We start from the raw sequence: 16,200 nt of genomic DNA on the forward strand, positions 1-16,200 counted from the left end.
TTAGCAATTATAATGCAAGAATTCAACACAACTATATATAAGTGGTATCATCTTAACCACCGTGATTTACCATGGCGCCAAACAAATGACGCCTATAAGATATGGATTTCCGAAATCATCCTGCAACAGACAAGGGTGGCCCAGGGCACAGCCTACTATCTTCGTTTCATTGAGCGGTTTCCAACGGTGAACGACCTGGCATCGGCACATGAAGACGAGGTGTTAAAACTATGGCAGGGACTTGGTTATTATTCACGGGCACGAAACCTGCATGCCGCAGCCAAAACCATTGTAAACGATTACGCGGGAACTTTCCCCCGCTCATATGAAGAAATCGTAAAGTTAAAAGGAATTGGTCCATACACGGCGGCGGCTGTTGCCTCTATTGCGTTTTCACTCCCCTTTCCCACCGTCGACGGAAACGTGTACCGGGTGCTTGCCCGCTATTTTGGCTTATCGGTAGCCATCGACTCCACCCAGGGAAAAAAAGAATTTGCCTGGCTGGCAACTGAACTGCTGGATAAAAGCAACCCGGGATTACACAACCAGGCTTTGATGGAGTTTGGGGCCTTGCAGTGCGTACCGCAGTCGCCCGGCTGCATGGAATGCCCGCTGCATTCAACCTGTTATGCTTTCTTAAACAAACAGGTTTCCGAGCTTCCGCAGAAAGAAAAGAAAACAAAACAATCATTCCGCTACTTTTACTATTTCTTACTGGAAACCGGGAAAGATATTTTTATGGAAAAGCGGACCGAAAACGATATCTGGAAAAATCTTTACCAGCTACCGTTGGTTGAATCAGAGCGCGAACTCAGTGAGCAGGAGCTTCTGAACCTCCAAATTCCATTTCTGAACAACGACAGCTATAATATATTATCTGTTTCCGCAGAAAAGAAGCATGTATTAAGCCATCGTATTATTATGGCCCGCCTGATCCGGCTCGAAATTTCGGAAGATTCTGAGATTCGTCCACCTCTGTTACGGGTAAATAAAAAAGATATTTCTAAATTTGCTGTACCCAGGTTAGTGGAACTCTTTTTAAATGATTATAAATTAGAAGAATAATACCAAAGAGAAACAAGCATGACAAAATTATTGACGCATTCGACAATAGCTGAATCATGTGAGTTGCCTCTTATACCATAGTAGTTGAACATTTTAATAAGATGAAAAATTCATCCATCAAATAAATGTTAACCTAAAAAAGTAAAAATCATGTCAGTAAACAAAGTTATTTTAGTAGGCAACGTAGGTAAAGACCCCGAAATCAGACATCTGGACAGTGGAGTTGCAGTAGCGAATTTTCCGTTGGCCACTTCTGAAACGTATACCGCCAAAAACGGCGAAAAAGTAACCACCACCGAATGGCACAACATTGTTTTATGGAGAGGTTTGGCCGATGTGGCTGAAAAGTATGTAACCAAAGGCCGCCAGCTATACATTGAAGGCAGAATCAGAACCCGGTCGTACGACGACAAGGACGGGAACAAAAGATACACGACCGAAATATACGGCGATGTAATGCAATTACTGGGTTCTGCTCCCGGCAATCAATCTTCGGGAGGCGGAAACAGCTCCAATACATCGCAGCAGGCATCAGCTCCTTCTTCGCAGGTTAATGAACCCGATTTTAGCGAACCCGAAGGAGACGAGGATTTACCGTTTTAATTAAATGAACTGAAATTTGGAAACAGAACCGCCGCTTGCTTCCTCCCTTTTTGAAGGTTGGAACATTGAATTTCACCCGCTGACTCCCGGGATTTTTATCGCTCTGATTATTGTGCTGCTGCTTTTGTTAAGTTCGGCAATGATTAGCGGGTCTGAAGTGGCCTACTTTTCGTTAAGCGCTGCCGAAAAGGAAAAGCTTAAAAAGAAAAGCAAAACCAACCAGCGGGTTTCAGACCTGCTTGGGAACCCGGAGCGCCTGCTTGCCACCATACTGGTTACCAATAACTTTGTAAACGTTGGTATTATTATTCTAACTGCCTACATCTCCAACAACCTGGTTACGTTTGTAAATGCACAGGTGTTGGAATTTATTTTCCAGGTGGTTCTGATCACTTTCTTTCTGTTGCTTTTCGGGGAGATTTTCCCAAAGGTTTATGCCACGCATTTTGCTTTGCGTTTTGCCAAAACAATGGCTTTGCCTTTGCAAACGCTCGAAAAACTGTTTCGCCCCATCAATTCCCTCCTCATTTTTTCTACCGGTTTTGTAAACCGCAGAATGCAAAAATACCACAAGAACTTATCGATGGATGATATTTCGCAGGCACTGGAACTTACTTCGGACCACGAACTTTCGGAAGAAAAAGACATCCTGGAAGGAATCGTTAAGTTTGGGAACAAGAACGTTAGCGAGATCATGAGGTCGCGTGTTGATGTAGTGGCGATCGACATTAAAACAGAATTTGACGAAGTGATTCGAGTGATCAACGAATCAGGCTACTCGCGTATCCCGGTTTATATCGACAGTTTCGACAATGTCAGCGGAATTCTGTACATCAAGGATATTTTGGCACACAGCCATAAAACAAAGGCTTTTAAGTGGCAAACGCTGATTCGCCCGCCTTTTTATGTGCCCGATACCAAAAAGATCAGTTCTTTGCTCGAAGAGTTTCAGAAATCAAAAATTCACCTGGCGATTGTGGTCGACGAGTACGGCGGAACTTCGGGTATTGTTACCCTGGAAGATATTCTGGAAGAAATTGTGGGCGACATTACCGACGAGTTTGATGAAGAAGAAAAATTCTTTACCCAACTCAACGATAAAACCTATGTTTTTGACGCCAAGGTTTTACTCGGCGATTTCTACCGTATTACAGAATGCGACGACCAAGTATTTGACGATGTAAAAGGTGATGCCGATACACTGGCCGGCCTGATACTCGAATTAAGGGGTGAAATTCCGAAAATAAACGAAGAAATTAAATGCAAACAGTTCACCTTTACCATTAAAGAGGTGGACAACCGCCGGATCAAACAAATCAAGGTAGTGATTAAATAAACCCTGCCTTTCCGCGTTTTATACAAAATCAATTGGTATGAGGATTTGGAAGATTTTATTATTGGCTGTGCTATTTACCGGATGCGGAGATAATTACACCCCCAAGCCCAGAGGTTATTTCCGTATCGATTTTCCGGAGAAAACATACTCGCAACTACCCGGCGATTACCCTTACTCTTTTGACATACCGGATTACGCATCGATTCAGCATGATTCAAGAAACGCGGATGAACCTTACTGGATCAACGTAGAAATACCGGAAAACAAATCCGAATTTCACATTTCGTATTACGATCTGAAAAAAGCAGGAAAGACAAACCGCGAGTTCTTAATAGAGCTGATGGAAGAAACCCGGAGACTGGCTTACGAGCACTCGATTAAGGCAAGCTCGATCGAAGAACAGATCTTTGTCAACAACGCCAGTCATGTTTACGGTACGATCTACCGCATTCGTGGCAATGCAGCTTCTCCCATGCAGTTTTTTCTGACCGATAGTACACAGCACTTTTTGCGGGGAGCTTTCTACATTCGCGAAGTTCCTGATATCGACTCGCTTCGTCCGGTCATCGATTTTCTGGAGCCCGATGTGATTCGGCTGATTGAAACCACCAACTGGAAGTAATGCCTTTTGTCAGAAAAATAGAAAACGCTGACGGGAAAATCGGTATCTGGAAACTTACCGAAACACCGGAACAATTGCTTCTGCTGCGGTCGCTTTCCGAAAATGAAGAAAAACAATACCAGCGCATAAAAGCCGAAAGCCGAAAAAAAGAGTTTCTGGCAACGCGCATTTTATTGTCGGCGCTGGAAAAGGAAAAAACAGAAATACATTACGCCCCGTCGGGGAAACCGTTTTTACCGGGAGAAAAACACGAAATCAGTATTTCGCACTCGGCCGACCACGCAGTTGTGTTCCTTTCAGGAAAAAAAACAGGAGTGGATATCGAAAAATGCGACCGAAACATGGATCGTGTTGCCAAGCGTTTTTTAAGTAATAAAGAAAAAGCGCTGATCGAAAAACTGGACAACCGGCAGTTTGCCAAGGTGCTTTTCTGGGCAGCAAAAGAGGCGATTTTTAAATGCAGCCCCGCAGAAGGGATTCAATTCAACGAGCAAATCCTTATCGACACCTTTATTCCCGGACGCCAGGGCGGATTTACGGCTCAATTGTTACTCCCCCATCAAACCACTCCTTATCTTTTGCATTATCACACCCTCGGAAACAATGTTTTGGTATATTGTGTTGAACAAGAAAATCAAATGCGATGAAACAGACAGAAAACCAGATTCTGATCATATTCGGCGCCTCGGGCGACCTCACCAAACGAAAACTTATCCCCGCACTTTTCGAATTGTACAAAAGAAAAATGCTGCCGGAGAAATTTGCTGTGCTGGGTGCCTCGCGCTCCCAACTGAGCGATGAAGAATTCAGATTACGCGCGGATGAATTTCTGGATGACCACGAATCGCTGGAAGACTTCAAAAAAATGTTGTTTTACCAGTCGGTTCAAAACGATACTGCCGACGATTTTATCCCCTTAAAAAACCGGCTGGATGAAATAGCAGATGCCGGGAGCATTGAAAAAAACTATGTTTTTTATCTTTCCACTCCCCCGTCGCTTTATTCGGTTATTCCCAAGCTGTTATGCAAGAACGGGCTTTCAAAATCGGATCAGTTTTTTCGCCGTTTGATTGTAGAAAAACCTTTTGGAACCGATCTTGAATCGGCGCAGGAACTCAACGTTCAGCTGTTGAACTATTTCGAGGAGGAACAGATCTACCGGATCGACCATTACCTGGGGAAAGAGACCGTACAAAACATGTTGGTGACACGCTTTTCGAACGGTATTTTTGAGCCGCTTTGGAACCGCCGGTATATTGAACGGGTAGAAATAACATCGGCCGAAAGCCTGGGCGTGGAGAGCCGCGGCGGTTACTACGACCACTCGGGTGCACTGCGCGACATGGTTCAGAACCACCTGTTGCAGGTAACCGGGTTTGTGGCCATGGAGCCTCCCGTTGTAGTGGAAGCCGACGCCATTCGTAACGAGATTCTGAAAGTGTTCCAGTCGTTTCGCCCCATTCGCGAAAACGAAGTTTCAAAATACGTGATTCGCGGGCAATACACCGCTTCCACCATTGGGGGAAAACAGATTGCGGGCTACCGCGAGGAAGAAGGCGTGGACCGCCTCTCGAGAACCGAAACATTTATTGCGCTGAAGTTTTTTATCGACAACTGGCGCTGGGCGGGGGTTCCGTTTCTGATCCGGACCGGGAAAAAACTCCCTACCCGCGTTACCGAAATTGTTATCACTTTCCGGAAAGTGCCGCACCATTTATTTGGGAACAACAACGATCAGCACAGTCATAACCAGATGATCATCCGGATTCAACCCGATGAAGGTATCTTGCTGAAATTTGGCATGAAAACTCCGGGAGCCGGCTTTAATGTGCAAACCGTGAACATGGATTTTCATTATTCTGATTTGACAAACACAACGGTTCCGGCCGCTTACGAGCGCCTTTTGCTCGACTGTATGATCGGCGATGCAACACTTTATGCCCGGGGCGATGCAGTTGAACAGGCGTGGAAATTTGTTCAGCCAATTATCAATGCGTGGCAAACCAATCCGGAAATTCCGATATACGGATACCCGGCAGGCACTTGGGGACCCGAAGAAGCAGAAAGACTGATTCCCAACGGATCGTGGCGCTACCCCTGTAAAAATCTGACAAACGACGGATTGTATTGTGAACTTTAATTTTTATCTTTCAAAATCAACAGACAAACATCGGACATGACACAAGAAACGGAAGTAAAAATCTTCAAAAACTCAAAGAAGGTTTACAATGCAATTGCCAAAAGCATCATAAAACTTACGTCGGATTCCAAACAGCATGATTTTAACATTGCTCTTTCCGGGGGAAATTCGCCCAAGGGTTTGTTTCAAAAGATCAGCAGCAAATACAAAGACGAAATTCCGTGGGAACGCATTCATCTGTGGTGGGGAGACGAACGCTGTGTTCCGCCAAGCGATGAGCAGAGCAACTATAAAATGACGGTGGATTACCTCATCTCTCACATCAGCATTCCGGAGAAAAACATCCACAGGGTGCGCGGGGAAGAAGATCCGGAACAGGAAGCGCTCCGTTATTCGAAAGAAATTGAAGACACGTTGAATGCGCGGGGCAAAGAACCGGTGTTTGATCTGATTATTCTCGGGTTGGGCGACGACGGGCACACCGCCTCCATATTTCCCGACCAGCTTGAGTTATTTGATCATCCGGAGAATTGTGCCGTTGCAGAACACCCGCTGACCGGGCAAAAACGAATTACACTCACCGGGCATGTGCTTAACAATGCCAACCGGATTTATTTCCTGGTAACCGGAGAAAACAAGGCCCTTCGGGTTTCGGAGATCATGAACGACAACGAAGCAGCCAAACTGCTTCCGGCGTATTATATTTCACCTGTAAACGGAGACCTGGTCTGGTTTTTGGATGAAGCCGCGGCTTCGCTGATTGACTAATTCTGCGGAATCAGGCCCAGCACTTCTTCACCAAAGCGGATGGTTTCGGCCATTACTTTGTCTGCGCAGCCCGAGGTTAATTCGCAGCCAATCACATGGTCGCCGGCTTCGGGGAAGGCTTTTTTCACTTTTTCGGCTGAAGCTGTCCCGAGTTGGTCAAACATGGCCAGCATGGCATCCACGCGCACGGTTGGATCCTGGTGCTCTTCATCTTTGTAATAGTAACCGAGGAAAACCGGCGTCACCACATTCTTAAACGTTTCCTTGTTCATGGTTGCCTCCACCAGCTGCTGCAAGTAAACCACCGCCTCCAGCCGGTATTTGCAATTCCAGTACTGGCAGTCTTTCGAGTCAAAATCTTCGTTGGTAATGCGGTATTTACTGCCGGTTACTTTTCTTCCGATCTGCAATCCCCAGTGTTTGGGAAGAATCCACACGGTATTATCGTTAATCCGGATATTGGGAGAATACAGGATCAGCCCGTCCACATATTCCGGGAAATCGGCTGCCAGTTTCAAGCCAAGTGTTCCACCGGTTGAGGTGCCCATGATGATCACCTTTTTCCCGAGGCTGCGCGCAACCACCAAAGCTTCCTTGGCCGACTGCCACAATTTATCGGGCGTCATATCCAGCAGTGCATCATCGGTAACCAGGCCATGATCGTGCAAGCGGGGTGCATATAAATTGCATCCGAACTTTCGGGCAAACGCTACATTCGAAGGATAGCCTTCGTACCACGAAGCAGAGAATCCGTGCAGGTACAATACGCAGTAATCCGTTCGCTCCTGCAACGAATCGTTGGCCCAGAAAATCCGCGATTCGTTGTCGGGTTTAATGTTGAACGTGGCTTCTTTTTTCCGGATATAATCTTCCATGGTTGACATGCTTGCCGAAGCCGAAGGAAGGTCCCTGTTTAGCTCGGGCTTTGGGGGTTTGGGCCCCAGAAAATAAACAACTACCAGTAAAACGATGACTATTCCGATAATGCGTTTGATGCGTCTCATAAGCATGAATCCTAAATTTGATGAAAGATACAAGAGTTCCTTCACATTTCTTTTGGAAAAAACAGAAAAAAGCGCTGAAACCTGCCGGAAGGCGGTTGGTGTTAACCGGAAGACACTTTTCGCTCGCCGGAAACAAACTGTCGCTCGCCGGACGTTGTCTGTCGGTTACCGGAAGCCAATTGTGCCTGACGCGCTGTCAGTTGGCATTGACCGGAAACAAATTGCATCTGCCTCGCTGTCAGCAGACTTTCACCGGAGGTAGATTGTACACGCCGCGAAGTATATTGACCATCGTTTCGGGTAATCTGTCATCGGTGCGGGGAAGGATGACACCGCTGCAAGCTTGTTTATCCTAAAACTCAATCACCAGCTGAACCGCTTCTTTTGGGGGCTCTTCCTGCATAAAATTGGATAAAGTAAGTCCCAGCAAACGGATCCCTTTGGGAAACCCGCCTTCAACACGAAGCAGCTTTATGCTTTCATCAACAAACACATTCTTTGAATGATAGAACGGCTCCAGGGTTTTGCTTCGGGTGTGTTGTTCAAAATCGGCATACTTAAATTTGAGCGTAAGGGTTTTGGCTTTCACCTGCGACCGCCCGGCTCTTTCCCACACCTTGTCGGCTATTTTTAAAAGCTCAGCTTCCAGTTCCTCTTCCCGGTAAAGGTCAGCAGAAAAGGTATCCTCAGCCCCTATTGACTTTCGCTCGCGCGAAGGTTCCACTTCCCGGTGGTCTTCGCCCCGGCAAATCTCGTAGTAGTAATTGCCTGCCTTGCCAAACATCCGTATCAGTTCCAGGCGGTCTGCTTTTTTAAGATCGCGCCCAAACCAGATTCCCATCTTATTGAGTTTTTCGGCGGTTACTTTTCCGATCCCGTAAAACTTTTTTACTTCCAGATTGTCGATAAAATCCTGTGCCTGATCGGGTGTTACCACAAAAATGCCGTTGGGTTTGTTGACATCGGAAGCTACTTTGGCCAGAAACTTATTGTACGACACCCCGGCGGAAGCAGTCAATCCGGTTTCATCCAATATTTGTTTTTTGATTTGCTGGGCGATCAAAGTGGCCGAAGGCTTGCCCTTTTTGGCATAGGTCACATCCAGGTAGGCTTCGTCGAGCGAAAGCGGCTCCACCAGATCGGTATATTCAAAAAAGATGTTCCGGATCTGATTGGATATTTCCTTGTAGCGGTCGAAGCGGGGACGCACAAAAATCAGGTTGGGACATTTCCGGATGGCTACTTTGGACGACATGGCCGAACGAACACCAAATTTGCGGGCTTCGTAACTGGCGGCTGCGATCACCCCGCGGTCTCCTTTTCCTCCCACCACCACCGGCTTTCCTTTTAGTTCGGGCTGATCATGCTGTTCCACAGATGCATAAAACGCATCCATGTCAATGTGAATGATCTTTCGTATGTTGCCTGCCTGATCCATTTCATGTCAAAAATAGCACAAAAACGTTCATGATTCCCGGGAATCACCAACTGGAATGAAAGCATAATTTCGTCCAGACATACTCTCCCTCTTCTCCCTCTCTACAATAGAGAGGGACGATCATCTGACGGATCAGGGTGAGTCAGAATATTATAAATGTATTTTGATATTGGTTTTTGTGAAACTTTCAAAAAAAAGAGCTGCCCACGAATGAACAGCTCCAAGAAATGTCAGTATCACTTGTCCTAATTCATTTCCAATATTTTAAACTCGGTACGACGGTTCTGCCGGTGTTCAGCTTCTGAACACGAAACTCCGTCGTCGCACTTGTTTACCAGCTGGGTTTCGCCATAGCCTTTTGCAATAATGCGATCGGAAGCAATTCCCTGACTTACAATATAAGCCACGGCCGAATCAGAACGTTTCTGGCTGAGAACTTCGTTGTAAGCATCGCTACCCCGACAGTCGGTATGAGATCCCAGTTCTACTTTCCATCCCGGGTTGTCTTGCATCACCTTTACCAGTTTATTCAACTCTACTTCCGATTCCGGCAGAATATCCCATTTGTCGAAGTTGTAATAAATGTTCTCCATTACAAACTTTTGACCTACTTCCACTTTTTCAACCCACAAGGTATCGCGGATTACTCCAAATGGTTTTCCAACGGTTGAAATGGTTTTGGAATCATTCATGAATCCATCGATGTTGGTTGCTACCGTATAGGTTTTATCCTTCTCCAGTTCTTGTTTGAAGAGTAAGCCCGCAACAGCCTTCAGAACGCCGCCAAAAGTAATTTTTGCGTCGCGTACGGCTTGCCCGGTCTTCTTGTCCATCACCACCAGTTCGAGTTCGTATTTGCCCAATTTGGTGATCAGCACTTTGTAAATGTCATCACTTCCTTCGCCGCCTGATCTATTGGAAGTATAATACCCCACTTCTTCTTCAGGATGAATGACAAAGGCAAAATCATCGCCATCAGAATTTAACTGGCTGATAGCGCTGGGTTCCATAATCTTTTCGCCCATTAAACCGGCTGAATAAAGATCCAGGTCATCGCCGCTTCCCCTGCCGTCAGAGGCAAAAATCAGCAGTCGGTCTTTGTGAATAAAAGGAAACATGTCGTCACCCGAGGTATTGATTTTATCTCCCAGGTTAATCATTTCGCCCCATGTTCCGTTTTTACGAACCGTCCTGTAAATATCGGTTCCGCCAAAGCCTTTATCCGGAATGTCGGACGCGAAATAAAGCGTATCTCCGGTAGAAGTTACCGAAGGATGCCCAACCGAGTAGCTTGGGTTGTTAAAGGGCAATTCGCCCACTTTCTGCCATACTCCGCCCTGCTTTTTCGCGATAATAATTTTAAGGCGGATGTCAGCTTTTTGATACACCTTGTTGCGAACATCAGGATTCTCAAAGTTGCTTAATGTTACAAACAATTCGCCGGTAGCGGCACAATACGAGACAGGACCCGCATGATAGCCCTCGCTAATTTCGGCCAGTTCCACTTCTTTTACACCTGTTACATTTCCCTTGGCATCTGTTGCGGAAGAATATAGATTGTAATAAATCTTTTTGTCGGTTCCACTGTTCAGCTTTTCAATTTCCTCGTCGGTAAAAGCAGAGTACCACAATTCATTTTGAACGAAAGCCGGACCAAAATCGCTTTGGGAGGTGTTTAAACTTGTCTTCTCACTTTTTAAATCAACCATTTTCTCAAAATACACACATTTATTCTGAGCGGTTAACATAAGCGGGGCAATTCCCACTAAAAAAAGTAGTAATTTTTTCATGATCGATTGAATTTAGGATTTAATGAAATCATACTAACATAATAGTATTAAGAATACCATAATGGCTTCTTAATACGACCCTTATTTTTCTATCTGCAAAGAAAATGATTGCATTTAGTGGAAGCAAGTTAGGGGATTTTACTTAATAAATCAAGGCTTTTTCCTTAGCAACACCACATTTTCCACGTGATGTGTGTGTGGAAACATGTCAACCGGTTGGATTTTTTCAATTTGGTAAAACTCGTCCAAAATTGCAATATCCCGCGCCTGTGTTGCAGGGTTGCAACTAACATAAACAATTCGCCCGGGCGCCATCCGAATAATGGTTTGAACCACATCAGCGTGCATTCCGGCGCGGGGCGGGTCGGTAATTACCACTTCTGGCTTTCCATTCTCTTTAACAAAATCGTCGGTTAGCACATTTTTCATATCGCCGGCAAAAAACGATGTATTTGTTATGTTATTAAAAGATGCATTTGCTTTGGCATCTTCAATGGCTTCCGGAACATACTCAATACCGACTACCTTACCGGCTTTTTGTGCTACAAAGTTGGCAATCGTCCCTGTTCCTGTATATAGATCGTATACCGTTTCGGTTCCTGTTAAGCCTGCAAAATCACGCGTTACCTTGTATAAAGTATATGCCTGCTCTGAGTTTGTCTGATAGAAACTTTTCGCGCCGATTTTAAACTGAAGCCCTTCCATTTCTTCCAGGATATACTCCCGGCCCGAAAATACCTCAACTTCCTGATCGGTAATGGTATCGTTTCCTTTTGGATTGATGACATACATCAAAGCGGTAATTCCGGGAAACTCTTCTTTCAACGCATTCAGCAAGGCAACGCGTTTGTCCCTGTCTTCATAATAAAAGGTTACAATAACCATCAACTCTCCGGTGGAGGCTGTACGAATAATCATTGTCCGCAATAAGCCGTGTTGTTCTTTAATATCAAAAAAGCTCAGGTTATTTTGAATGGCATAATCGTACACAAAATTGCGAATCTGATTGGAAGGATCAGGCTGTAACCAGCACTTATCTATTTTGATCACCTTATCAAATAATCCCGGAACATGGAAACCCAGGGCATTGGAATTTTTCACCTCGCTGCCTTCTTCCACTTCCTTGTAAGTCAGCCAGCGCTTGTTCGAAAAAGTGAATTCCAGCTTATTCCGGTAAAACCGGTCGCGCTCCGAAGCCAAAATGGGCATTACCTCCGGGATTTCAAGCCTCCCGATGCGGGTAAGCTGATCGCTGACCTGTTTTTGCTTGTACTGAAGTTGTTTTTCGTAAGGCAGCATTTGCCATTTACAGCCTCCGCAAACGCCAAAGTGTTCACAAAAGGCATCGATACGGTCGTCGGAATAAGACTTGTACGCGCGTACAAAAGCTTCCTGGTATCGCTTTCTCTTTTTGGTAACCTGCAAATCAACCACGTCGCCGGGAATCGCCATTGATGTAAAAACCACCATCTCTCCTACCCGGGCCAAAGCTTTTCCTTCTGCACCTATGTCCTCTATCCGTACGTCCTCGTAAAAAGGCTTTTTCTTGTTTCTTCCCACCTCAGTAATTTTTTGTGCAAATATAATTCAATCTTACACATAGCATTATCATTACTGCGCCTTCTTGTTCCCAAATAAAATTCAAAATTCCCAAAATGAAAAAACTGGGCATTTTGAGGCATTCAAAATCATTTTTATGTTTCGTTTATATATTGGGTAAAAATCATTTAATTATATTTGCTATTGATTTAATGGTTGGTTTTATTTTCAATAAGTAAAACTGAATAGGGGAAAGCGACTTCTGTATTTATGATTGGTTTTGTGTTTAGGGGTTTGTAAATTATCAATCATCTTCAAAAAGCGTCCATAGTGCTTTCCCCTTCCTTCTTTTTACCCGCGAGGGTATTTTTTTTGCCCCGAATCCACCCATTCATTTCTTACTCGATTGATTATATTTGCGCGATTCAGTTTAGATTATGATTTCGTTAGATAAAATAAATTTAAGTTTTGGCGGCTTTGAGCTTTTCAAGGAGATCAGTTTTCTGATCAATCCCAAAGACCGTATCGGGCTGATTGGAAAGAACGGAGCCGGGAAAACCACCCTGCTCAAGATCATCAGCGGGTTAAACAACCCCACATCGGGCAGCGTTGGCATCTCGAAAGATGTTACCATCGGGTACCTGCCACAGCAAATGAAAGTTTCTGACACCCGCACCTTAAAAGACGAAGCAACACAGGCATTTAAGGAAATACTTCAGCTACAGAAAGACATTACCCGTTTGAACGGTGAAATTGCCGAAAGTGAAGACTACCATTCTGCTGATTACCTCGGAAAACTGGACAGGGTTGCTGAATTGCACGAACGTTTCCAGTTACTGGGAGGCGATAATTACGAAGCAGAACTGGAAAGAACATTGCTCGGACTGGGTTTTGAGCGATCGGATTTTGGCCGGTCGACTTCCGAATTCAGTGGCGGATGGAGAATGCGGGTTGAATTGGCCAAACTTTTACTCCAGAAACCGGATGTATTTTTGCTTGATGAGCCCACCAACCACCTCGATATAGAATCGATTCAATGGCTCGAAGATTTTCTGAAAGATTACAAAGGCGCTGTTGTGCTGGTATCGCACGATAAAACGTTTTTGAACGCGGTTTGCAACCGAACCATTGAAATATCGCTGGGAAAAATTCTGGACCAGAAAATGAATTATTCTGACTTTCTGAACTGGAAGGAAGAACAAAAGAAGATCAACCTCGCTGCTTACCAGAATCAACAAAAGCTGATTGAGGATACCGAAAAATTCATCGAAAGATTTCGCTACAAAGCTTCCAAAGCCGTTCAGGTACAGTCGCGCATCAAACAGCTCGACAAGATCGACCGGATTGAAATTGAAGAGGAAGACAATGCAGCACTGAAACTGAGCTTTCCGCCCGCACCGCGTTCCGGTAAGGTAGTGGTTTCAGCGAAACACATTACCAAAGCCTACGGTTCGCACCTAGTACTGGATGATATTGATCTGACCATTGAGCAAGGCGAAAAGATTGCTTTTGTTGGCCGAAACGGAGAAGGCAAAACCACCCTGGCCCGTATCATTATGAATGAGCTGGAGCACAAGGGAGATATGCAACTCGGGCACAACGTGAAAGTGGGCTATTTTGCCCAAAACCAGGCACAATTGCTGAACGAAGAACTGACCATTTTTGACACCATCGACGAGATAGCCGTTGGAGACATCCGGACAAAAATCAGGGATATTCTGGCCGCCTTCCTATTCAGAGGAGAAGACATCGACAAAAAAGTAAAAGTGCTGAGTGGTGGCGAAAAATCGCGCCTGGCGATGATCCGGCTGATGCTGGAGCCGGTTAATTTCCTGATTCTCGATGAGCCGACCAACCACCTCGACATACGTTCGAAGGAGATACTAAAAAATGCGCTGGCCAATTTCACGGGAACAGTACTGGTGGTTTCGCACGACCGCGATTTTCTGGATGGCCTCGTAAATTGTGTGTACGAATTCAGAAACAAAAAAGCCAAACAACACCTGGGTGGTATTTTTGAATTTTTGTACCGGAAGAAAATGGAATCGCTAAAAGAACTGGAGGTAAAAAACAATAACTCCAGGGCAAACAACTCCGTTCAAAAAGAAAAAGGGAAAAACGAACTTAGCTTTGAAGAGCAAAAAGAAATAAGCCGCAACATTTCGCGCTTTGAAAAACAGGTACAGGAAACCGAACAGAAGATTTCGGACCTGGAAGCCCGGGTGGAAGACATGGATAAACTTCTTTCTTCGTCCACCCAAATTGACGACCACAGCCTGTTTGACAAATACGAAGAGCTAAAAAAGAAGCTGGAAGAAATGATGCATGAATGGGAAAATGCAAACGAAGAACTGGAAGCCTGGAAAGTAAAAAAAACCTGGTAACTTCAGAAACAATTAAAAACGACAACTTACTGCAAAAGGGTAACAATGAATAAAGAAGATTTTCTGTTTGGAACACGTGCTGTTATTGAAGCCATAAAAACAGGCAAAACCATCGATAAAGTACTGATCAAAAAAGGCCTAAAAAACGAGCTGTTTTCAGAACTGCTCCAGTTACTGAAAGAAAACGGTATTGCCCCCCAGTTTGTACCCGTTGAAAAGATCAACCGGTTTACACGCAAAAACCACCAGGGAGTAATAGCGCTTCTCTCTCCGATTGAATTCGACAACATTGATAACGTGCTCCCCGGAATTTTTGAAACAGGCGCCACTCCCCTGATACTTGTTCTCGACCAGATAACCGACGTAAGAAACTTTGGCGCCATTGCCCGTTCGGCCGAGTGCGCGGGGGTAAATACGATTATTATCCCCGAAAAAGGAATGGCCCGCATAGGTGCCGACGCGGTAAAAACATCGGCCGGTGCTATTCATCACCTCCCCATCTGCAAAGTAGTCAACCTCGAAAAAGCAATACGGTTTTTGAAGGATTCGGGGATTCGCATTGTGGCTGCCACCGAAAAAGGCGACAAAACCTATACCTCAGCCGATTTCACAGGCCCACTGGCCATTGTGATGGGATCTGAAGACACAGGAATCTCGCCCAATATCCTGAAGCTTACTGATGAGCAACTCAGAATTCCGATCCTCGGACAAATTGAATCGCTCAACGTCTCAGTTTCTGCCGCACTGATGATTTATGAAGCAGTAAGACAACGCCAATAACATCTCTCCTGAAATTCAGGAGAGAATAGATGGCCCCCCCTGTCAAGCCACGAGGAATTATTGGATTAAGTATTTACCGGAATCGTGCGTTTGAAAGATTCTTCAAGCGAAATAAACGTTTCGGTACTGGCTACGCCCTGTATTTTTTGAATCTGGTTGCTAAGAATTGACTTTAAGTGCTCGTTGTCTTTGGCATAAACTTTAATAAAAATCGCATAAGCCCCTGTAGTGTAGTGACATTCCACAATTTCAGGAATGTCTTCCAACTTGGTGACAACTTCTGAAAACAAACCACCCTTTTCCAAAAAGATACCGATGTAGGTACAGGTTTTAAAATCAACTTTTTTGGGATCGATGTGATAGCCGGAGCCAACAATCACTCCTAAATCAACCATTCGGTTTACCCGCTGATGTACCGCTGCCCTCGAGATACCTACTTCCTTTGCAACATCTTTGAAAGGAATACGTGCATTTTTTGTTATAATATCCAGAATTTTCAGGTCCCAGTCATCCAAATTACTCCTTAACGTCATGTCTTACAATTTTCCATCAAAAATATCAAAAAAATGACATTATTTCAACGTCATCTCCATCAACTGCCTAAAAAGTAACAAAATGAAAACAACTAAATCAATAAGAACAAATCACCAATAAATATTATCAATTTGTTACTATATTGAATTATTTAGTTTCATTTTAACGCAAAATATTTGAAATAAAATCATCTGACC

The 16,200-nt window shown here is 44.6% G+C and carries 15 protein-coding genes; 10 read left to right on the plus strand and 5 right to left on the minus strand.

All coding sequences use genetic code 11. The features are described from left to right. The first annotated feature begins 12 nt into the window (after positions 1–12). The 7 genes from mutY (at position 13) to pgl (ending at position 6,534) form a co-directional block, all read left to right on the plus strand. Positions 13–1,065 (plus strand): A/G-specific adenine glycosylase, encoded by a 1,053-nt coding sequence (gene mutY, locus D1614_RS11020; protein ID WP_119437984.1) that lies wholly within the window; start codon positions 13–15, stop codon positions 1,063–1,065. 150 nt (positions 1,066–1,215) lie between these two features. Then, positions 1,216–1,668, plus strand: a complete 453-nt coding sequence (locus tag D1614_RS11025) for a single-stranded DNA-binding protein (protein WP_119437985.1) — start codon at positions 1,216–1,218, stop codon at positions 1,666–1,668. A 16-nt stretch (positions 1,669–1,684) separates the two neighbouring features. After that, complete coding sequence (gldE, locus tag D1614_RS11030; protein WP_119437986.1) at positions 1,685–3,004, plus strand: gliding motility-associated protein GldE; 1,320 nt, start codon at positions 1,685–1,687, stop codon at positions 3,002–3,004. A 37-nt stretch (positions 3,005–3,041) separates the two neighbouring features. Then, complete coding sequence (gene gldD, locus D1614_RS11035) at positions 3,042–3,626, plus strand: gliding motility lipoprotein GldD (protein ID WP_119437987.1); 585 nt, start codon at positions 3,042–3,044, stop codon at positions 3,624–3,626. Then, a complete protein-coding gene (locus D1614_RS11040; protein ID WP_119437988.1) occupies positions 3,626–4,273 on the plus strand; it encodes a 4'-phosphopantetheinyl transferase family protein in 648 nt (215 codons plus the stop codon). Before gldD ends, D1614_RS11040 begins: the two co-directional genes overlap by 1 nt. Then, a complete protein-coding gene (gene zwf / locus D1614_RS11045; protein ID WP_119437989.1) occupies positions 4,270–5,766 on the plus strand; it encodes a glucose-6-phosphate dehydrogenase in 1,497 nt (498 codons plus the stop codon). The genes D1614_RS11040 and zwf overlap by 4 nt, the downstream gene beginning before the upstream one ends. A 36-nt stretch (positions 5,767–5,802) precedes the next feature. After that, positions 5,803–6,534 carry a 6-phosphogluconolactonase gene (gene pgl, locus D1614_RS11050; RefSeq protein WP_119437990.1) on the plus strand — a complete coding sequence of 244 codons (732 nt, stop codon included), beginning with the start codon at positions 5,803–5,805 and terminating at the stop codon, positions 6,532–6,534. On the opposite strand, the gene D1614_RS11055 is transcribed toward pgl, so the two are convergent. Next, complete coding sequence (locus tag D1614_RS11055; RefSeq protein WP_119437991.1) at positions 6,531–7,538, minus strand: alpha/beta hydrolase; 1,008 nt, start codon at positions 7,536–7,538, stop codon at positions 6,531–6,533. The genes pgl and D1614_RS11055 overlap by 4 nt on opposite strands. Before the next feature lie 20 nt (positions 7,539–7,558). Here D1614_RS11055 and D1614_RS11060 point away from each other — a divergent pair, with 20 nt between their 5' ends. Continuing rightward, entirely contained in the window at positions 7,559–7,894 is a 336-nt protein-coding gene (locus D1614_RS11060; protein WP_119437992.1) for a hypothetical protein, read from the plus strand. Here the strand turns inward: D1614_RS11060 and dinB are convergent. From dinB to rlmD, 3 genes are all read right to left on the minus strand, one after another. Then, the gene (dinB, locus tag D1614_RS11065) at positions 7,891–8,976 is read right to left on the minus strand and encodes a DNA polymerase IV (protein ID WP_119437993.1); all 1,086 of its coding nucleotides are present in this window, start codon (positions 8,974–8,976) and stop codon (positions 7,891–7,893) included. The two genes, D1614_RS11060 and dinB, sit on opposite strands and share 4 nt — an antisense overlap. A 245-nt stretch (positions 8,977–9,221) precedes the next feature. Beyond that, a complete protein-coding gene (locus D1614_RS11070) occupies positions 9,222–10,766 on the minus strand; it encodes an OmpA family protein (RefSeq protein WP_119437994.1) in 1,545 nt (514 codons plus the stop codon). 150 nt (positions 10,767–10,916) lie between these two features. Beyond that, positions 10,917–12,326 carry a 23S rRNA (uracil(1939)-C(5))-methyltransferase RlmD gene (rlmD, locus tag D1614_RS11075; protein ID WP_119437995.1) on the minus strand — a complete coding sequence of 470 codons (1,410 nt, stop codon included), beginning with the start codon at positions 12,324–12,326 and terminating at the stop codon, positions 10,917–10,919. A gap of 416 nt (positions 12,327–12,742) precedes the next feature. Between rlmD and D1614_RS11080 the strand changes: the two genes are divergently transcribed. Together D1614_RS11080 and rlmB are read left to right on the plus strand one after the other, a co-directional pair. After that, positions 12,743–14,689, plus strand: coding sequence for an ABC-F family ATP-binding cassette domain-containing protein (locus D1614_RS11080; protein WP_119437996.1), 1,947 nt, complete (start codon positions 12,743–12,745; stop codon positions 14,687–14,689). A 45-nt stretch (positions 14,690–14,734) separates the two neighbouring features. Then, a complete protein-coding gene (gene rlmB, locus D1614_RS11085) occupies positions 14,735–15,469 on the plus strand; it encodes a 23S rRNA (guanosine(2251)-2'-O)-methyltransferase RlmB (protein WP_119437997.1) in 735 nt (244 codons plus the stop codon). Between the two features lie 65 nt (positions 15,470–15,534). On the opposite strand, the gene D1614_RS11090 is transcribed toward rlmB, so the two are convergent. Further along, the gene (locus D1614_RS11090; protein WP_119437998.1) at positions 15,535–16,002 is read right to left on the minus strand and encodes an Lrp/AsnC family transcriptional regulator; all 468 of its coding nucleotides are present in this window, start codon (positions 16,000–16,002) and stop codon (positions 15,535–15,537) included. Positions 16,003–16,200 lie beyond the last annotated feature (198 nt).

It is taken from the genome of Maribellus luteus (genome assembly GCF_003576475.1).
In the GTDB taxonomy this organism is placed as follows: Bacteria; Bacteroidota; Bacteroidia; order Bacteroidales; family Prolixibacteraceae; genus Draconibacterium; species Draconibacterium luteum.

What these genes read in the sequence shown, in the direction of transcription:
- mutY (WP_119437984.1), top strand. Translation starts at nt 13, where the DNA reads ATGCAAGAATTCAACACAACTATATATAAGTGGTATCATCTTAACCAC.
- D1614_RS11025 (WP_119437985.1), top strand. Translation starts at nt 1,216, where the DNA reads ATGTCAGTAAACAAAGTTATTTTAGTAGGCAACGTAGGTAAAGACCCC.
- gldD (WP_119437987.1), top strand. Translation starts at nt 3,042, where the DNA reads ATGAGGATTTGGAAGATTTTATTATTGGCTGTGCTATTTACCGGATGC.
- D1614_RS11040 (WP_119437988.1), top strand. Translation starts at nt 3,626, where the DNA reads ATGCCTTTTGTCAGAAAAATAGAAAACGCTGACGGGAAAATCGGTATC.
- zwf (WP_119437989.1), top strand. Translation starts at nt 4,270, where the DNA reads ATGAAACAGACAGAAAACCAGATTCTGATCATATTCGGCGCCTCGGGC.
- pgl (WP_119437990.1), top strand. Translation starts at nt 5,803, where the DNA reads ATGACACAAGAAACGGAAGTAAAAATCTTCAAAAACTCAAAGAAGGTT.
- D1614_RS11055 (WP_119437991.1), bottom strand. Translation starts at nt 7,538, where the DNA reads ATGAGACGCATCAAACGCATTATCGGAATAGTCATCGTTTTACTGGTA.
- D1614_RS11060 (WP_119437992.1), top strand. Translation starts at nt 7,559, where the DNA reads ATGAAAGATACAAGAGTTCCTTCACATTTCTTTTGGAAAAAACAGAAA.
- dinB (WP_119437993.1), bottom strand. Translation starts at nt 8,976, where the DNA reads ATGGATCAGGCAGGCAACATACGAAAGATCATTCACATTGACATGGAT.
- D1614_RS11070 (WP_119437994.1), bottom strand. Translation starts at nt 10,766, where the DNA reads ATGAAAAAATTACTACTTTTTTTAGTGGGAATTGCCCCGCTTATGTTA.
- D1614_RS11080 (WP_119437996.1), top strand. Translation starts at nt 12,743, where the DNA reads ATGATTTCGTTAGATAAAATAAATTTAAGTTTTGGCGGCTTTGAGCTT.
- rlmB (WP_119437997.1), top strand. Translation starts at nt 14,735, where the DNA reads ATGAATAAAGAAGATTTTCTGTTTGGAACACGTGCTGTTATTGAAGCC.
- D1614_RS11090 (WP_119437998.1), bottom strand. Translation starts at nt 16,002, where the DNA reads ATGACGTTAAGGAGTAATTTGGATGACTGGGACCTGAAAATTCTGGAT.